At 73.1% G+C, this 17573-nt stretch carries 16 protein-coding genes; 12 read left to right on the top strand and 4 right to left on the bottom strand.

The genetic code is table 11. The annotated features are described in order from the left end of the window. Positions 1 to 4 precede the first annotated feature (4 nt). Both HBO46_RS06475 and HBO46_RS06480 read left to right on the top strand, forming a co-directional pair. Positions 5 to 1510, top strand: a complete 1506-nt coding sequence (locus HBO46_RS06475; RefSeq protein ID WP_166140372.1) for an acetyl-CoA hydrolase/transferase family protein — start codon at positions 5 to 7, stop codon at positions 1508 to 1510. A gap of 7 nt (positions 1511 to 1517) precedes the next feature. Beyond that, complete coding sequence (locus HBO46_RS06480; RefSeq protein ID WP_166140373.1) at positions 1518 to 2249, top strand: HAD family hydrolase; 732 nt, start codon at positions 1518 to 1520, stop codon at positions 2247 to 2249. Between the two features lie 270 nt (positions 2250 to 2519). On the opposite strand, the gene HBO46_RS06485 is transcribed toward HBO46_RS06480, so the two are convergent. Together HBO46_RS06485 and HBO46_RS06490 are read right to left on the bottom strand one after the other, a co-directional pair. Next, positions 2520 to 2939, bottom strand: coding sequence for a ferritin-like domain-containing protein (locus tag HBO46_RS06485; protein WP_166140374.1), 420 nt, complete (start codon positions 2937 to 2939; stop codon positions 2520 to 2522). Next, positions 2936 to 3478 (bottom strand): hypothetical protein, encoded by a 543-nt coding sequence (locus tag HBO46_RS06490; protein WP_166140375.1) that lies wholly within the window; start codon positions 3476 to 3478, stop codon positions 2936 to 2938. Before HBO46_RS06490 ends, HBO46_RS06485 begins: the two co-directional genes overlap by 4 nt. Positions 3479 to 3594: 116 nt before the next feature. Between HBO46_RS06490 and rimP the strand changes: the two genes are divergently transcribed. The 9 genes from rimP (at position 3595) to HBO46_RS06535 (ending at position 13401) form a co-directional block, all read left to right on the top strand. Continuing rightward, positions 3595 to 4077, top strand: coding sequence for a ribosome maturation factor RimP (gene rimP / locus HBO46_RS06495; protein WP_224769408.1), 483 nt, complete (start codon positions 3595 to 3597; stop codon positions 4075 to 4077). Continuing rightward, the gene (gene nusA, locus HBO46_RS06500) at positions 4077 to 5057 is read left to right on the top strand and encodes a transcription termination factor NusA (protein ID WP_166140377.1); all 981 of its coding nucleotides are present in this window, start codon (positions 4077 to 4079) and stop codon (positions 5055 to 5057) included. The genes rimP and nusA overlap by 1 nt, the downstream gene beginning before the upstream one ends. 196 nt (positions 5058 to 5253) lie before the next feature. Next, positions 5254 to 5514, top strand: coding sequence for a YlxR family protein (locus HBO46_RS06505; protein ID WP_224769490.1), 261 nt, complete (start codon positions 5254 to 5256; stop codon positions 5512 to 5514). Between the two features lie 127 nt (positions 5515 to 5641). Continuing rightward, complete coding sequence (infB, locus tag HBO46_RS06510; protein ID WP_166140379.1) at positions 5642 to 8551, top strand: translation initiation factor IF-2; 2910 nt, start codon at positions 5642 to 5644, stop codon at positions 8549 to 8551. Between the two features lie 105 nt (positions 8552 to 8656). Further along, positions 8657 to 9142, top strand: coding sequence for a 30S ribosome-binding factor RbfA (gene rbfA / locus HBO46_RS06515; protein WP_166140380.1), 486 nt, complete (start codon positions 8657 to 8659; stop codon positions 9140 to 9142). A gap of 35 nt (positions 9143 to 9177) precedes the next feature. Beyond that, positions 9178 to 10020: a tRNA pseudouridine(55) synthase TruB gene (gene truB / locus HBO46_RS06520; RefSeq protein ID WP_224769409.1), complete on the top strand. Its 843-nt coding sequence runs from the start codon at positions 9178 to 9180 to the stop codon at positions 10018 to 10020. A gap of 68 nt (positions 10021 to 10088) precedes the next feature. Then, entirely contained in the window at positions 10089 to 11024 is a 936-nt protein-coding gene (locus HBO46_RS06525; protein WP_166140381.1) for a bifunctional riboflavin kinase/FAD synthetase, read from the top strand. Continuing rightward, complete coding sequence (locus HBO46_RS06530; RefSeq protein WP_166140382.1) at positions 11021 to 12043, top strand: hypothetical protein; 1023 nt, start codon at positions 11021 to 11023, stop codon at positions 12041 to 12043. The genes HBO46_RS06525 and HBO46_RS06530 overlap by 4 nt, the downstream gene beginning before the upstream one ends. A gap of 62 nt (positions 12044 to 12105) precedes the next feature. Beyond that, complete coding sequence (locus HBO46_RS06535) at positions 12106 to 13401, top strand: sulfite oxidase (RefSeq protein WP_166140383.1); 1296 nt, start codon at positions 12106 to 12108, stop codon at positions 13399 to 13401. Between the two features lie 4 nt (positions 13402 to 13405). Here HBO46_RS06535 and HBO46_RS06540 read toward each other — a convergent pair whose 3' ends face one another. Next, on the bottom strand, positions 13406 to 14047 hold the full coding sequence (locus tag HBO46_RS06540; RefSeq protein WP_166140384.1) for a response regulator: 642 nt from the start codon (positions 14045 to 14047) through the stop codon (positions 13406 to 13408). Next, positions 13999 to 15174 carry a sensor histidine kinase gene (locus tag HBO46_RS06545; RefSeq protein WP_166140385.1) on the bottom strand — a complete coding sequence of 392 codons (1176 nt, stop codon included), beginning with the start codon at positions 15172 to 15174 and terminating at the stop codon, positions 13999 to 14001. The genes HBO46_RS06540 and HBO46_RS06545 overlap by 49 nt, the downstream gene beginning before the upstream one ends. A gap of 148 nt (positions 15175 to 15322) precedes the next feature. On the opposite strand from HBO46_RS06545, the gene HBO46_RS06550 reads away from it, so the two are divergent. Next, on the top strand, positions 15323 to 17491 hold the full coding sequence (locus HBO46_RS06550; RefSeq protein ID WP_224769410.1) for an MMPL family transporter: 2169 nt from the start codon (positions 15323 to 15325) through the stop codon (positions 17489 to 17491). The last annotated feature ends 82 nt before the right edge of the window (positions 17492 to 17573 follow it).

Here is a 17573-nt window from a genome sequence, read left to right on the forward strand (position 1 = left end):
AACGATGAGCAGGATCTCCGACAGCTACCTGGCCACCAAGGTCACCACCGCCGAGGCCGCCGCCGAGCACATCAGTCCCGGCGACTCGGTCGGCATCAGCGGCTTCACCGGCGCCGGCTACCCCAAGGCGGTCCCGACGGCCCTGGCGCGCCGCATCGAGGCGGCCCACGCCCGCGGCGAGGAGTTCACGATCGGTCTGTGGACCGGCGCCTCGACCGCCCCGGAGGTCGACGGGGTGCTCGCCGAGGCCCACGGCCTGCACATGCGGGTGCCCTACAACTCCGACCCGACCCTGCGCGGGCTGATCAACTCCGGTGAGGTCGACTACGTCGACTCCCACCTGAGCCACTCCGCGCAGCACATGTGGTTCGGCTTCTACGGCAACCTCGACGTCGCCGTGGTCGAGGTGGCCGCGATCCTGCCCAACGGCCTGCTCATCCCGGGCAGCTCGGTCGGCAACAACAAGACCTGGCTCGACCAGGCCGACAAGGTGATCCTCGAGGTCAACCACTGGCACCCCCGTGAGTACGAGGGCTTCCACGACATCTACTACGGCACTGCCCTCCCGCCGAACCGCTTCCCGCTGCAGATGACGCACTCCTTCCAGCGCATCGGTGACCCCTACCTGCGCGTGGACCCGGCGAAGGTCGTCGCGATCGTGGAAACCGACGCCCCCGACCGCAACACGCCGTTCAAGTCGCCCGACGCGGACTCCCGCGCGATGGCCGAGCTGCTGGTCGACTTCCTGCGCCACGAGGTCGCCCACGGCCGGATGCCGAAGGACCTGCTGCCGCTGCAGAGCGGGGTCGGCAACGTCGCCAACGCGGTCCTCGAGGGCCTGGTCGACAGCGAGTTCGAGAACCTCACCTCCTTCACCGAGGTCATCCAGGACGGCATGCTCGACCTGCTCGACTGCGGCAAGCTGCGCTCGGTGTCGGCGACCTCCTTCGGCCTCTCGCCGACCGGTCAGCAGCGCTTCCTCGACAACATGGGCGCCTACAAGGGCCGGGTGCTGCTGCGCAGCGAGGAGATCTCCAACCACCCCGAGCTGGTGCGCCGCCTCGGCGTGGTCGCGATCAACGGGATGATCGAGGCCGACATCTACGGCAACGTGAACTCCACCCACCTCATGGGCTCCGGGATCATGAACGGCATCGGGGGCAGCGGCGACTTCGCACGCAACGCGTTCCTCAACTTCTTCGTGTCCCCGTCGACGGCCAAGAACGGCGCGATCTCCGCGATCGTGCCGATGGCCAGCCACGTCGACCACACCGAGCACGACGTGCACGTGCTGGTGACCGAGCAGGGCCTCGCCGACCTGCGCGGGCTCTCGCCCAGCGCCCGCGCGGACCGCGTGATCGCGAACTGTGCGCACCCGAACTACCGCGACGCGCTCACCGACTACGTCGAGCGCGCCCGCGCCGCGCGCCCGACCGCCCAGCACACGCCGCACCTGCTCGACGAGGCGCTCTCCTGGCACTCGCGCTACCTCGAGACGGGGAAGATGTGAGCCACGGGTGAGTGGGCCCGGTGGTCAGCACAGCATCGAGGCGGTCATCTTCGACTGGGGCGGCACCCTCACCCGCTGGCACGACGTGGACTTCCACGCCGAGTCGGTGGCCTTGGCCCAGGCGGTCATCGCGACGCCCACCCCGGACGACGACCACCACGCCCACGCCGCGCGCCTGCACCGCGCCGGCGACGTGATCTGGGGGCGCAGCCGCGACCACCAGCAGAGCTCCTCGATCGCCGACCTGTTCACCGAGGCCGGCCTCGACCACGACCCCGAGCTGTTGAGCGCCTACTACGCGTTCTGGGAGCCGCACACCGAGACCGATCCCGAGGTCGGGCCGATGTGGACGGCGCTGCGCGCGGCGGGCATGCGGGTCGGGGTGCTGTCGAACACGATCTGGCCCCGCGCCTGGCACGAGGGCTACTTCGAGCGCGACGGGGTGCGCCACCTCATCGACGGCGACGTGTACACCAGCGAGATCCCGTGGACCAAGCCGTCCCCGCGCGCCTTCGCGGCGGCGATGGACGCCGTCGGCGCCACGGACCCCGCCCGCTGCGTGTACGTCGGCGATCGGCTCTTCGACGACGTGTGGGGCGCCCAGAACGCCGGCATGCGGGCGATCCACGTCCCGCACAGCACGATCCCGGCGACCCAGGTCGGCCACACCGAGGGCACCCCCGACGCGGTGGTCTCCCGGCTCTCCGAGATCCCGGACATCGTGCGCGCCTGGTCCTGAGCAGCAGCCGTCCGCCCGTCGACCGCTGAGGGGCCGGGTGCTGCGACTTCGTGCACTGCACGATCCTGAGGACGGATCCGTGTCGTCCTGGTGCCCCGCGGCTGGCAGGCTCCTTCCTGAGGTCGCGCCGACGGTCCCCCTTTCGGCCGGTGCCCTCCTGGGCCGTCACGGCCCAGCGGCGGTCCGCGTGGTCAGGCGCCGGGAGACATCTCGGGGATCTCCCTGGCGGAGGTCACGCGGACCGCTTCGGCGCGTCCGGCCTCCGACCCCTCAGCCGATCCCGGGCAGGGTCTCGGGCGAGGCCCCGAAGGCCAGTGCGCGCACCGCGGCGTCGGTGAGGTCCACGATCGCGCGGGCCCGGCGTACGCCGGTCGTGCTCGCGACGACGAAGACGTAGGTCTCGGCCGCGGCCTGCTCGAGCTCACGTGCGCGCCGGGAGACGGCGACCGGGTCGTCGAGCCGCTCGGGAAGGTCGTAGGCGGCCTCGGGCCCGACCGGGGTGCCGCCGAGGTCGTGCACGGCCGCGATCACCCGGTCGCGCCGTGCACGGTGCTGGGCGTAGGCGTCCTGCAGCGAGGCCGACAGCGCCGGCTGGGCGGTGCGGGAGGTCTGCGCGCCCAGCACGCCGTACACGTGGACGGCGGCGTGCTCCGCGGCGAGGGCGACCTGGAGCGCCTCGAGCTCGCTCATGCCGCACCGCCCCGGCGCGCCGCGGGGAGCGTCGCGAGCCGCTGGGCGACCGCGGCGGACATCGAGGCCAGCACGCTCGCCAGGGCGCCGCTCGCGGCCTGTCCGGCGAGGTCGGCGAGGGTGGTGCGGTGGGCCTGCTCCTGGGCGAGGAGGGCCTGGCGGCCGGGGCGTCCCACGCCGTCGGGAGCGCCGAGGGTCTCCGGACAGTCGTCCGCGTCGGGTCCGCAGACCCGCACGCCCTCGGGGTCGAGCTCCTCGAGGTGCGCACGGTGCAGGCGGTCCAGGTCCGTCACGGCCCGGCGCAGCTCGGCGTCACCGCGCGCCGACTCGACGACGGCGAGGGTCGCGACGATGCTCGCGACCGCCGTGTCCACCAGGGCCTCGTCGCCGTCGCCGGGCTCGGTCGTCGTGGTGGTGCCGGCCGGGGACGGCACCGGACGGGGGTCGAGGGCGTCGAGATCGCAGCCGGTGGTGACCAGCACGCCGGCGCTCAGGGCGACGAGGGTCGCACGCCGGGTGGCGACGGGGCGGGCAGGCACGCCGCGACCCTATCCCCGGGCCCGCCGCCGTGATGATCCGGAGGCCGTCAGCAGTTATCGTGTGCCTAGACATGGCGCACGCCGGTGCGCACAACAGAAGAGGGAGGCCGAGAACCGTGAGCACAGCCAGGCAGGACGAGGTCCGGGCCAGGATCGAGACAGAGCTCGCGGAGCCGCTCGCAGCCCTCGGGCTCGACGTCGAGGCGGTGGAGCTCACTCCCGCCGGGAAGCGTCGCGTCCTGCGCATCGCCGTCGACAAGGACGGCGGGGTGACCCTGGACGACGTCGCGGACGCCACCGGGGCCATCAACCGCGTGCTCGACGACTCCGACGTGCTCGGCGAGCAGCCCTACACCCTCGAGGTGACCTCGCGCGGGGTCGACCGGCCGCTGACGCTGCCGCGCCACTGGCGCCGCAACGCGGACCGGCTCGTGAAGGTGACCCTCGCCGACGGCTCCACGGTCACCGGACGCATCGGGGAGTCCGACGACGCGTCGGTCACCCTCGACGTCGACGGCACCGCGCAGCAGGTGGCCTACGCCGACGTCACCAAGGCGCTCGTGCAGATCGAGTTCAACCGGAAGAACGAGGAGTCCTGATGGACATCGACCTGAGCATCCTGCGGATGCTGGAGCGCGAGAAGGAGATCTCCTTCGACGTCCTCGTCGAGGCGATCGAGCAGGCCATGCTCACCGCCTACCACAAGACCCCGGGCGCGCAGCAGCACGCACGCGTCGTGCTGGACCGTCGCAGTGGCCACGTCAGCGTGCTGGTGCGGGAGACCGACGACGAGGGCAACCTCGTCGGCGCGGAGTACGACGACACCCCGCAGGGCTTCGGCCGGATCGCCGCGACGACCGCGAAGCAGATCATGCTGCAGCGCCTGCGCGACGCCGAGGACGACATCCGCTTCGGGGAGTTCGCCGGCAAGGAGGGCGACATCGTCTCGGGCGTGATCCAGCAGGGTCGCAACCCCGACGACGTGATGGTGGACCTCGGCAAGCTCGAGGCGCTGCTGCCCGTCAGCGAGCGCGTGCCGGGGGAGAGCTACGTCCACGGCACCCGCATCAAGTGCCTGGTGATCTCGGTGCGCAAGGGCATGCGCGGACCGCAGATCACGCTGTCGCGCTCGCACCCGAACCTGGTCAAGAAGCTCTTCGCCCTCGAGGTCCCCGAGATCGCCGACGGCACCGTCGAGATCGCGGCGATCGCGCGCGAGGCCGGCCACCGCAGCAAGATCGCCGTCCACTCCACCGTCCCCGGCGTCAACGCGAAGGGCGCCTGCATCGGCCCCCTCGGTCAGCGGGTGCGCAACGTGATGGCCGAGCTCAACGGCGAGAAGATCGACATCGTCGACTGGTCCGCCGACCCGGCCGTCCTGGTGGCCAGCGCGCTGTCGCCGGCCCGGGTCAGCTCGGTCGAGATCATCGACGCCGCCGCCCGCTCGGCGCGCGTGATCGTGCCGGACTTCCAGCTCTCCCTCGCCATCGGCAAGGAGGGCCAGAACGCCCGGCTGGCCGCGCGCCTCACCGGCTGGCGCATCGACATCCGCTCCGACGAGGAGACCCCGGCCTCCTGACGCGCGGCCCTCCGGGGCGCCGGGGCCGACGGGGGAGGCACAATCACCCCCGTTCGGCGCCGGGCCCGGACCCGCGGAGGCGTCCCGGTTCGGAAACCGCCGCCGTTGAGGGTAGTCTTCTCGTTCAGTGGCTCGACTACGCAATGCTCCCGCACGCCCGGACCTCCCGTCCCTCACCGGACCGGTCCGGACCTGCGTGGGCTGCCGCGCACGAGTTGCGAAGCGCGAGTTGTTGCGGGTGACCGCCGGCTCGAGCACAGACGGCCGACCGGCCGTCGTGCCCGATCCAACGGCCACCTCGCCCGGCCGTGGAGCGCATCTGCACCCCACGTCCGAGTGTTACGAGCTCGCGGTGCGGCGGAAGGCCTTTCCTCGCGCTCTGCGGATCCCCGCAGGCACGGGGGTGTCCACCGCACTGCTGGGCGAGTACCTCGGCCAGCGTGACCACCAGGCATGAAGCACCCGACCAGAAACTGGAGCAGCAGCTCATGAGCACTCGATGAGTACTTCCCGATGAGTTCGCCCCACCACTAACGCCTCTCGAGCAACACCCGGAACCGGGTCGAGGGGCACGAAGGAGAAACGTGGCCAAGACCCGAGTTCACGAACTCGCCAAAGAGTTCGGTGTCGAGAGCAAGTTCGTTCTCGAGAAGTTCAAGGAGATGGGGGAGTTCGTCAAGTCGGCGAGCTCCACTGTCGAGCTGCCCGCCGAGATGCGCTTCCGCAAGGAGTACGGCGACAAGCTGAAGGCTCCCCAGGGTGGCCAGGGTGGCCAGGCCGGTCAGGGTGGCAACGCCCCCGCGCCGTCGGCCCCGAAGCCCGGCCCGAAGGCCCCGAAGCCGGGCCCGAAGCCGGCTCAGACCCCGGCCCCCGCGCCGGTGGCCGAGCAGGCCCCCGCGCCGGTCGAGACCCCCGCCGCTGCCCCGGAGGCACCGGCGCCCCAGGCGCCCGCCGCCGAGGCGCCCGCCGCCCAGGCTCCCGCTGCTGCGGAGCCCGCGACCAAGGCCCCGCGCCCCGGTCCGAAGCCGGGCCCCAAGCCCGCGCCGAAGCCCGCCCCCGCGGAGCCCCAGGCTCCTGCTGCCGCCGCCCCGGCGCCGGCCGCTCCGAAGCCCTCCCCGAAGGCGCCCGGTGGCCCGAAGGGTCCCGCCCCGCGCCCGGTGGGCCGTCCCGGCGCCCCGCGCCCGGGCAACAACCCGTTCGCGCCCAGCCAGGGCATGGGCCGTCGGCCCTCCGCTCCGCGTGACGGTGGCGCTCCCAGCGCCCCCGCCGCCGGTGGTGGCGACCAGCAGCGTCCGCCGCGGCCCCCGGCCGCGCGTGACGGCGGTGCTCCGGGTCGTCCCGGCATGCCGCGCCCGAACCCGGCGATGATGCCGAAGTCCCCTGCCGCCTTCGCCGGTGGCCGTGCCGCTCCGGGTCGTCCCGGTGCTCCCGGCCGCGGTGGCGCCCCCGGTCGTCCCGGTGCTCCGGGCCGCGGTGGCCCCGGTGGCGCTCCCGGTCGTCCCGGCGGTGGCTTCGGCCCCTCCGGCGGCGGTCGTCCCGGCGGTGGCCGTCCCGGTCAGCGTGGCCAGACCCAGGGTGCCTTCGGTCGCCCCGGTGGCCCCTCGCGCCGTGGTCGCAAGTCGAAGCGGGCACGTCGCCAGGAGTTCGAGGCCATGGAGGCCCCGACGATCGGCGGCATGCGCGTCCGCAAGGGCAACGGCGAGACCGTTCGCCTGGCCCGGGGCGCCTCGCTCACCGACTTCGCCGAGAAGATCAACGTCGACGCCGCTCAGCTGGTGCAGATGCTGTTCGGCCTCGGCGAGATGGTGACCGCGACCGAGTCGGTCAACGACGCGACGCTCGAGCTGCTCGGTGAGGAGCTCAACTACGTCGTCCAGGTCGTGTCCCCGGAGGACGAGGACCGCGAGCTGCTCGAGTCCTTCGACATCGAGTTCGGCGAGGACGAGGGCGACGAGGCCGACCTGGTCGTCCGTCCGCCGGTCGTCACCGTCATGGGTCACGTCGACCACGGCAAGACCAAGCTCCTCGACGCGCTGCGCAACGCCAACGTCGTCGACAAGGAGGCCGGTGGCATCACGCAGCACATCGGTGCCTACCAGGTGCAGACGGAGGTGGACGGCCAGGAGCGCCGCATCACCTTCATCGACACCCCCGGTCACGAGGCGTTCACCGCCATGCGTGCCCGTGGTGCGCAGGCCACCGACATCGCGATCCTCGTGGTCGCGGCCGACGACGGTGTCATGCCGCAGACGGTCGAGGCGCTCAACCACGCCAAGGCCGCGGGTGTCCCGATCGTGGTCGCGGTCAACAAGATCGACAAGCCGGACGCCGACCCGACCAAGGTCCGCGGTCAGCTGACCGAGTACGGCCTGGTCCCCGAGGAGTACGGCGGCGACGCGATGTTCGTCGACGTGTCGGCGAAGTCGGAGCTCAACCTCGACAAGCTGCTCGAGGCCGTCATCCTCACGGCCGACGCGTCCCTGGACCTGCGGGCCAACCCGACCCAGGACGCCCAGGGTCTCGTGGTCGAGGCGCACCTGGACCGCGGTCGCGGTCCGGTCGCCACGGTGCTGGTCCAGCGCGGCACGCTGCGTGTCGGCGACTCGATCGTCGCCGGCCCGGCCCACGGCCGTGTGCGTGCGATGCTCGACGAGTTCGGCAACGAGCTCAGCCAGGCCGACCCGTCGCGTCCCGCGATGGTGCTGGGTCTGTCCTCGGTGCCCGGCGCGGGTCAGAACTTCCTCGTCGTCGAGGACGACCGGATGGCGCGCCAGATCGCTGAGAAGCGTGAGGCGCGTGAGCGTGCGGCCATGCAGGCCAAGCGTCGCGTCCGCCGCACCCTCGAGGACTTCATGGCCTCCATGGAGAAGGGCGAGAGCCAGGAGCTCAACCTCATCCTCAAGGGCGACGTGTCCGGTTCGGTCGAGGCCCTCGAGGACTCGCTGTCGCAGATCGACGTCGGCGACGAGGTCACCCTGCGCGTCATCGACCGCGGTGTCGGTGCGATCACCGAGACCAACGTCGACCTGGCCGCTGCCTCCGACGCCATCATCATCGGCTTCAACGTCCGGCCCCAGGGCAAGGCGACCGAGATGGCGGACAAGGAAGGCGTCGAGATCCGCTACTACTCGGTCATCTACCAGGCGATCGAGGAGATCGAGGCGGCCCTCAAGGGCATGCTCAAGCCGGAGTACGAGGAGAAGACCCTCGGCCAGGCCGAGATCCGCGCGATCTTCCGCTCCTCGAAGATCGGCAACATCGCGGGCTGCATGGTCACCAGTGGCCTGCTGCGCCGCAACGCGAAGGTCCGGGTCATCCGCGACGGCAACGTCATCGCGGACAACCTCGACCTCGCCTCGCTCAAGCGTGAGCGCGACGACGCATCCGAGGTCCGCGAGGGCTTCGAGTGTGGTCTGGTCCTGAAGAACTTCCAGGACATCAAGGAGGGCGACGTCATCGAGGCGTTCGAGATGCGGGAGATTCCCCGCAGCTGATCCCTGTCATCGAGTCGGCGCCACTCCCACGGGGGTGGCGCCGACTCGGCAGTTTCGGGTCCGTCGGTACTGCGCCACGAGGCGCGGAGGAGTAGGAAAGACACCATGAGCAACCCCCGTGTGCGCAAGATCGCCGATCGGATCCAGGTCATCGTGGCCGAGATGCTCGAGCGTCGGATCAAGGACCCGCGGCTCGGGTTCGTCACCGTCACCGACGTCCGGGTGACCGGCGACTCCCAGCAGGCGACGGTCTTCTACACCGTCCTCGGCGACGAGGAGGCGATGGTCGGCACCGCCGCCGCGCTGGAGTCGGCCAAGGGGCTGCTGCGCTCCGAGGTCGCCAAGCAGCTCCAGATGCGCACCGCGCCGACCCTGACGTTCGTGCACGACGCGCTTCCGGAGACCGCCCGCCAGCTCGACGAGGTGCTCGCCCGCGCGCGCCAGTCCGACGAGCAGGTGGCCGCCGCCCGCGAGGGCGCGACGTACGCCGCCGGCGAGGACCCGTACAAGAAGCCGCGCGTCGAGGGCGACGACGAGGAGCCCGTCGAGGGCGAGGACGTCGTGGAGCCCGACCGCGCCGACGAGGAGTGACCGCCGCTTCTGGGCCGGTCGAGTCTGCTCTTGTCGTGGTCGACAAGCCGGGCGGCATGACCTCGCACGACGTCGTCGCGCGGGTCCGCCGCCTGGCCGGCACCCGCAAGGTCGGCCACGCCGGCACCCTCGACCCGATGGCGACCGGGGTGCTGGTCCTCGGGATCAACCGCGCCACCCGGCTGCTGGGGCACCTGATGCTCACCGAGAAGCGCTACGACGCGACGGTGCGCCTCGGGGTCGCCACCAGCACCGACGACGCCGAGGGCGAGGTGCTGGCGAGCACGCCGGCCGCCCACCTCGAGGAGTCGGCGGTCCGGGCGGCGCTCGCCACCCAGGTCGGCGACCTGCTCCAGGTCCCGACGGCGGTCTCGGCGATCAAGGTCGACGGCAAGCGCGCCTACCAGCGGGTCCGCGACGGCGAGCAGGTCGAGCTCAAGGCCCGTCCGGTGACCGTCCACGACCTCGTGGTCTCCGACGTGCGCACGGCCGGTGAGCACGTCGACGTCGACATCTCCCTGCGCTGCTCCAGCGGCACCTACGTCCGTGCGATCGCCCGTGACGTCGGCGCCGCGCTGGGCGTGGGCGGGCACCTCACCGCGCTGCGGCGTACGGCGGTCGGCCCCTACGACCTCGCCGTGGCGCACACCCTGGCGGAGCTGGAGGCGTCGTTCACGACCCTGCCGATCGCCGCGGCCGCGCGTGCGGCCTTCCCGGCGGTCGAGCTCGACGAGGCCGCGGCCGACGACGTGCGCGTCGGTCGGCGCCTGGACCTGGCGCTGGACACCCTCTCGGCGGTCTTCGCCCCCGACGGTGAGTTCCTCGCGCTCTACGAGCCGCGCGAGGGACAGGCTCGCGCGGTCGCGGTGTTCGTGTGAGCCACGACGCACCCGGAGGCGCCGGGCCGGCGCGGGGCAGCGGAGATCGCGCCAGTAGGGTTCTGCGTGTGGAGATCTGGCGTTCGCTCGACGACGTACCGGCCGACCTGGGCCGCACCTCGGTCGTCATCGGCAACTTCGACGGCGTGCACGTGGGCCACCGCCAGGTCCTGGCCCGGGCCCGCGCGATCGCCGACGCCCAGGGCCTCACGCTCGTCGCGGTGACCTTCGACCCGCACCCGATGGCCGTCCTGCGCCCCGAGCACGCCCCGACCACGCTGACCACGATGGAGGCCCGTGCCGAGCTGCTCGGCGAGGCCGGTGCGGACGCCGTCCTCGCGGTGCCCTTCGACCGCGACGTGGCCGCCTGGTCCCCGGAGGAGTTCGTGCGCCGGATCCTGGTCGACGCGCTGGGCGCGGCGGCGGTCGTCGTCGGCGCCAACTTCCGCTTCGGGAGCCGCGCGAGCGGCGACGTCGCGACGCTGCGCGAGGCAGGGGCGCGCTACGGCTTCACCGCCGAGGGCATCCCGCTCGACGGCGGCCCGATGGTGTGGTCCTCCACCTACGTGCGTACCTGCCTGGCCGCCGGCGACGTCGCCGGCGCCGCCGAGGCGCTGGGCCGTCCCTACGCCGTGCGCGGCGCGGTCGTCCCGGGCGACAAGCGCGGGCGCGAGCTGGGCTACCCCACCGCCAACGTTCCCACCGACGGCATGACCGCGGCGCCCGCCGACGGCGTGTACGCCGGGTGGCTGCGCCGCCTCGACTCCGGTGAGCGCTTCCCCGCCGCGATCTCGGTCGGCACCAACCCGACCTTCGACGGGGTCCGCGCGCGCCGCGTGGAGAGCTACGTGCTCGACCGCACCGACCTGGAGCTGTACGGCGTGGAGGTCGAGGTCTCCTTCGTCGAGCGGCTGCGGGGCATGGAGGCCTTCGACTCCGTCGACGCGCTGATCGTCCAGATGGAGGACGACGTGCGCCGGGCCCGCGAGCTGCTCGTCCCGTGACGCGCGGGGCAGTGCCGGAGCCCGGACTCGTGCAGGCGACCGATGCCTGGTTCCTCACCCACGGGCTGGCCTACTTCGTCCCCGAGGAGCGGGCCGCGGCGCACGCCGCGCTGCGCGGCCGCCGCACCCTGCCGCTGGCGGTGCTGATCGGCGTCCTCGCCGCGGCCACCGGAGCCGGCCTGGCCTGGGTGACCGGACAGCCGAGCGTCGCGCCGGCCCTGATGATCTCCGCCGCGATGGTCGCGGTGCTCCTCTACGCGCTGACCGCGCTGCGCGCCGCGCCGATCGTGCGCTGGGCGCTGGGGCGCACGTTCGGCAGCCTGCGCACGCTGCTGCCGATGATGAGCCGGGCGCTGCCGCTGCTGCTGCTCTTCGTCACCTTCCTGTTCATCAACGCCGAGGTCTGGCAGGTCGCCGCGGACCTCCCGACCGGCACCCTGTGGCTGACCGCCCTGCTCTTCGTGCTGCTGGCGACCGGCTTCCTGCTGGTCCGGCTGCCCGAGGAGGTGGACAAGGTCGACGACGAGGTGGACGCCGACTTCCTGCGGCGCACCACCGCCGGCACGCCGGTGGGCGCCGCGGCGCAGGAGCTGCTCAGTCGCGACGAGGACCACCCCGCCCTCGTGGCGTACGCCGAGGTGCGCGGCTTCGAGCGCTGGAACCTGGTGCTCGTGCTGGTCGTGATCCAGGCGGTCCAGGTGCTGCTGCTGAGCGTCGGCGTCTTCGTGTTCTTCCTCGCCTTCGGCGGCCTGGTGATGGACGTCGACGTGCAGTCGTCGTGGACGGGCGAGGACGACATCCGGGCGCTGCCGCTGCTGTCGCAGTTGACCGAGCCGCTCCTGCAGGTCTCGGTATTCCTGGCGTCCTTCTCCGCGCTCTACCTGACCGTCTCCACCGTCACCGACGAGACCTACCGGGTGCAGTTCTTCGGCAGCGTCATGCGCGAGATGGAGCGGGCGGTGGGGGTCCGCGCGGTCTACCTCGCCGTGCGCGACCGCGGCGCCGACGTCGTGGCCTGACTGACCCGTACCACCCGCACCACCTCTTCCTAAGTCAACAAATCTAATGTAGTAAATGGTCCATGACCATGACCCCCGCGCGGCCACTGAGCCGCCGCAGCGTCCTGAAGATCTCGCTCGCCTCCGCCGCGGTCGCGCCCGTGCTCAGCGCCGGACCGGCGCTGGCCGGGGGAGTCCGCTCGCCGTTGGCGCCGCGCGCAGGGGCCCCGGTGCCGGCCGGCCCGATCCTCAAGCCGCTGCCGCTGGAGGAGTTCGTCGTGCACGGCACGAACGCCGAGATGCGGTGGGGCTCCGTGCGCGCCCGCGAGGCGCTGACCTCCCAGGCCGACCTGTTCGTGCGCAACCACACCCGCACCCCGGTGATCGAGGCGACGACGTACGCGCTGCGCGTGCACGGTGACGGGCTGGCCCGCCCGCGCGGCGAGGGGGAGGCGCTGAGCTTCCGGCTGGCCGACCTGAAGCGGCTGCCGCGCACCACGATCACCGCCACCCACGAGTGCACCGGCAACGGGCGGCGGTTCTTCGAGGTGCAGCAGGGCACCCCGGCGTCCGGTACGCCGTGGGGGCTCGGCGCGGTCGGCGCGGTGCGGTGGGAGGGCGTGCTGCTGCGCGATCTGCTCGCCCGGGTGGGGATCCGGCGCGACGCGGTCTCGGTGATGGCGACCGGCCTCGACGACCCGTTCGTGAGCGGCGGGGTCGACTACGGCCGGGTCCGGCGGCCCTTCGACATCGAGAAGGCGCTCGACGACGCGCTGCTCGCCTGGGGCGCCAACGGCGAGCCGCTGCTGCCCGACCACGGCTTCCCGCTGCGGCTGGTGCTGCCCGGCTGGGTGGGCATCGCGAGCATCAAGTGGCTCGGCTCCCTCGAGGTCTCCACCACCGAGCAGACCTCGCCCTGGAACACCAAGTGGTACCGGATGACCGGCGGTGACCACCCGGCCGACGCGCCGCCGTTGACCCTCAACCCGGTGCGCTCGGCCTTCGAGCTCGACTGGGACGCCGTGCTCCCGGCGGCACGCACGATCACGCTGACCGGCCGGTCCTGGAGCGGCGCGGCCCCGATCGTGCGCGTCGAGGTGAGCATCGACGGGGGAGCGACCTGGCGTGCCGCCGACCTGCGCGACAAGCCTCGCCGCGGGGCTGGTCACGGGGCTGGTCACGGGGCTGGTCACGGGCGCACCCGCGACCTGTCCTGGACGCGCTGGTCCTACCAGTGGCGCCGGCCGGCGGTCGGGGCGCACGAGCTGCTCGCCCGGGCGCGCGACGCCGCCGGGCGCACCCAGCCGCTCGTCGCGGCGTACAACGACGGGGGCTACCTCTTCGACGCCGTGGTCCGGCACCCGGTGACGGTGGTCTGAAGGGTCACAGCCGCAACCAGGCCAGCACGGCCCGGACCCGCCGGTGGTCGTCGGGTGCGGGCGGCAGGTCGAGCTTGGTGAAGATGCTGTTGATGTGCTTGGCGACGGCCTTGTCGGTGACCACCAGCCGCGCGGCGATCGCGGCGTTGGAGCGCCCCTCCGCCATCAGCGTCAGGACCTCCTGCTCGCGGGGGGTGAGCCGGTCGACCGGCTCGGGCCCGCGTCGACTCATCACCGAGGCGATCACCTCGGGGTCGAGCACCGTCGCGCCGGCGACCACCCGGCGCAGGGCGTCGAGGAACTCCGCGACGTCGGCGACCCGGTCCTTGAGCAGGTAGCCCACCGCCCCCTCGCCGCTGGCGAGCAGCTCGCGGGCGTAGAGGTGCTCGACGTACTGGCTGAGCACGAGCACGGGGAAGCCGGGCCGGGCGGCGCGCGCCTCGATCGCGGCGCGCAGGCCCTCGTCGGTGTGCGTCGGCGGCATCCGGACGTCGAGCACGGCGGCGTCGACGTCGGGGTCGCGCAGCGCGACGCGCAGGTCCTCCTCGTTGTCGACCGCGGCGGTGACGGTGCAGTCGTGCGCCTGGAGCAGCTGGGTCAGACCGGCCCGGAGGAGGGCGTGGTCCTCGGCGAGGACAAGGCGCACGGGACCTCCACGGTCAGGACTGTCGGCCCGCCGATCGGGCTCGTGACCGCCATTGTCCCGTCGAAGGCGGCCAGGCGGCGCATGACGCCCAGCATCCCCGTGCCGCGCCCCGGGTCAGCCCCGCCCACGCCGTCGTCGCCGACCTCGCCGCGCAGCACCCCGTCGGCATGCCCCAGACGCACCCACGCGTGCTCGGCGTCGGCGTGCTTGACCACGTTGGCCAGGCACTCGGCGAGCGCGAAGTAGACCGCGGACTCGACCGGTGCGGGCGGGCGTCCGGTGAGCGCCGCCTCGACACGGACGGGCACGGCCAGGTCGAGGGCCAGCGCGGCGATCGCCCCGCCCAGGCCGCGGTCGGCGAGCACCGGGGGATGGATGCCGCGCAGCACCGCGCGCAGGTCGCCGATCGCCGCGACCGTGCTCGCGCGGGCGTCGGCGAGCAGCCGGCGGGCCGCGTCGGGGTCCTGCTCGAAGGTCGACTCCGCCATCCCGAGGTTCATCGACAGTGCGACCAGGCGGGCCTGGGTGCCGTCGTGCAGGTCGCGCTCGATGCGTCGCAGCTCCGCGGTGGAGTGGTCGACGGCGTCCGCGCGCGTCTCGGTGAGGACCTGGACCCGCTGCTCCAGGCGTTCGGTGTGCCCGACGCTGAGGAACCACCGGTCCACGGCGCACCGGGCCCGCATCAGCGGCTCCACGCCGAAGTACCAGAGCGCGCCGGTGACCACCAGCACCAGGAACAGCACGACGACGAGGGAGAGCACGAAGCCGAAGGTCGCCGTCCACAGCAGCCAGCCCAGGTCGCGCCAGGTCATCGGGTCGCGGGCCCAGCCCAGCACCCGCCGCACCGGCCCGCGCTCGCGTGGCCGGTATTGCTCGGGGATGACTGCTCCCAGCACGCGCTGCGCGATCCGGCGGTGCCGGTCGGTCAGCCAGCGGGTGGCCGGGACCGTCACCAGCAGCAGCGGGATGCCGATCCACAGCAGCGCCAGCACGCCCCCGAGGATCGAGAGGACGAGGAGCAGCAGGGCCGGCACGAACGCGAGCAGCTGCGCCGCGGCGTACCCCGTGAGCGCCAGGCGGCCGGGCGGCGCGGCCTGGCGCGGCGCGGTGCCGGGCAGGGTGCTCACCGCTGCATTCTCGCCGATCGGCTCGCCGGCGGCAGTGGTGCTGGCACCACCCCCGGGGTCGGGTGCCTGCGTCCCTGACCGCGACCCCCTCCTCCGGCGAGGCTGACGGGGACCGGACCCGCCGACCGCGACGCACCAGGAGCCCCCGATGTCCCACGCCCTCACCGCCCTGCCCCTGCGGGCCGCCCGCTGGAGTGCGACCCACCCCTGGCGCGCCATCCTCGGCTGGCTCGCGCTGGTCGCCGTCGCCATCGGCCTCGCCGCGACGGTCCCCACCCAGGAGACGACCGCGGCGGACTACCGGGTCGGGGAGTCCGGCCGGGCCGACGCCCTGATCGAGGAGGCCGACCTCGCCGACCCGGACGCGGAGCACGTGCTGATCACCGCCGCCGGGGGTGGCGCCCTCGACCGCACCGCGGCGGGGGCCGCCGCGACGGCGCTGCAGGAGCGGCTCGGCGCGACCTCCGGGGTCGCGAGCATCTCGCCGCCGCAGTGGAGCGGGTCCGGGACGGCGGCCCTGGTCACGATCGAGCTCGAGGACGGTCACGACGACATCGCGCCGCTCGCTTCGGCGACCGAGTCGGTGCAGCGCGACCACGCCGGCCTCGAGCTGCGCCAGTCCGGCGACCTCAGCCTCGACGAGGCGATCGGCGACAGGGTCGCCGACGACCTCGCCTCGGCCGAGGTGACGAGCGTGCCGATCACCCTGGTGCTGATGCTGCTCGCCTTCGGGGCCCTGATCGCGGCCGGGCTGCCGGTGCTGCTGGCCGGCACCAGCGTCGCGGTCACCATCGGACTGATGGCCCCGCTGTCGCACCTGCTGCCGACCGAGCCCACGGTCGGCAGCATGGTCGTGCTGATCGGCATGGCCGTGGGCGTCGACTACTCGCTGTTCTACCTCAAGCGCGAGCGCGAGGAGCGGGCCGCGGGACGCAGCACCCCCGACGCCATCGAGATCGCCGCCCAGACCTCGGGGCACTCGATCCTGGTGTCCGGAGGCGCCGTCATCGCCTCCCTGGCGGCGCTCTACATGATGGGGGACCCGACCTTCAGCTCGCTGGCCACCGGGGCGATCGTCGTGGTCGCGGTCGCGGTGCTCGGCTCGATCACCGTGCTCCCGGCGCTGCTGGCCACGCTCGGCCGGTGGGTGGACCGGCCCCGCGTTCCGCTGCTGTGGCGCCTCAACGCGCGCATCGGCCGCGGCGGCATCAGCAGCCGGCTGCTGGGCCCGGTGATGCGCCACCCGCTGGCCGCCCTGCTCGCCTCGAGCCTGGCCGTCGTCGCGCTGGCGGTGCCGGCGCTGGGGATGAAGACCGCGCACGCCGACCTCGACACCCTGCCGACCGACCTCCCGGCGGTGACGACGATGAAGGCGATCTCGGCGGAGTTCCCCACCGAGGGGGCGTCGGCGCGGGTGGTCGTCAGGTCCACCGGGGACGAGGCGGGCGCGGAGCGCGCCCTCGACCGGCTCGGCGACGCGGCCCTGGCCACCGGCGACTTCACCGGCGCCAGCGAGATCAGCACGTCGGCGGACGGTCGCACCTCGACCCTCGAGCTCGGGATGGACTGGTCCGAGACCGACCCGCGGGCCGCGGAGGCGGTGCGGACCCTGCGCGCGGACCTGGCCCCGGCCGCCCTCGAGGGGATCGAGGGCGAGCACGCCGTGGGCGGCGGTGTCGCGGAAGCGCTGGACTACGACCAGGACCAGCGCCTCGCCCTGCCGTTGGTGATCGGCACGGTGCTGCTGCTCACGATGCTGATGATGTACGGCGCCTTCCGCAGCGTGCCGATCGCGCTGCTCTCCACCGTGCTCAACCTGGCCTCGGTCGGGGTCGCGTTCGGGGTGCTCGCCCTGGTCTTCCAGCACGGCTGGGGCAGCGACGCCCTGGGCATCGCCGCACCCGGCTTCGTGATCCACTGGATCCCGCTGTTCGTGCTCGTGGTGCTGGTCGGGCTCTCGATGGACTACCACGTCTTCGTGGTGAGTCGGATCCGCGAGCACGTCGCCCGCGGGCTGCCCACCCGCCTGGCCGTCGAGCGCGGCATCGCCGACACCGCCGGCGTGGTCACCAGCGCGGCCGCGGTCATGGTCTCGGTGTTCTCGATCTTCGCCACGCTGAGCATGCTGGAGATGAAGATGATGGGCGTGGGCCTGGCGGCGGCCATCCTGCTCGACGCGACGCTGGTGCGCCTGGTGCTGCTGCCCGCCGCGCTGGTGCTGCTGGGGGAGCGGGCCTGGTGGCCGCGCCACCCGCGGCCGGCGGCTGGCGAGCCGGTCGCCGAGCCGGACCCGGCGTACGCGCTGAGCCACCGGTGAGGACCGGCCCGGACCCAGAGCCCGCACCCTCGGCTGCCGCATTTTGGGCGGCTGTCGGGCCGCGCGCTAGTCTGATGCGGTT

The sequence above is a fragment of the Nocardioides ochotonae genome (genome assembly GCF_011420305.2).
In the GTDB taxonomy this organism is placed as follows: Bacteria; Actinomycetota; Actinomycetes; order Propionibacteriales; family Nocardioidaceae; genus Nocardioides; species Nocardioides ochotonae.

Bases quoted from the DNA above. Each gene is read 5' to 3' on its own strand.
- nusA (WP_166140377.1), top strand. From the start codon at position 4,077: ATGGACATCGACCTGAGCATCCTGCGGATGCTGGAGCGCGAGAAGGAG.
- HBO46_RS06485 (WP_166140374.1), bottom strand. From the start codon at position 2,939: ATGAGCGAGCTCGAGGCGCTCCAGGTCGCCCTCGCCGCGGAGCACGCC.
- HBO46_RS06550 (WP_224769410.1), top strand. From the start codon at position 15,323: ATGTCCCACGCCCTCACCGCCCTGCCCCTGCGGGCCGCCCGCTGGAGT.
- HBO46_RS06535 (WP_166140383.1), top strand. From the start codon at position 12,106: ATGACCATGACCCCCGCGCGGCCACTGAGCCGCCGCAGCGTCCTGAAG.
- HBO46_RS06475 (WP_166140372.1), top strand. From the start codon at position 5: ATGAGCAGGATCTCCGACAGCTACCTGGCCACCAAGGTCACCACCGCC.
- rbfA (WP_166140380.1), top strand. From the start codon at position 8,657: ATGAGCAACCCCCGTGTGCGCAAGATCGCCGATCGGATCCAGGTCATC.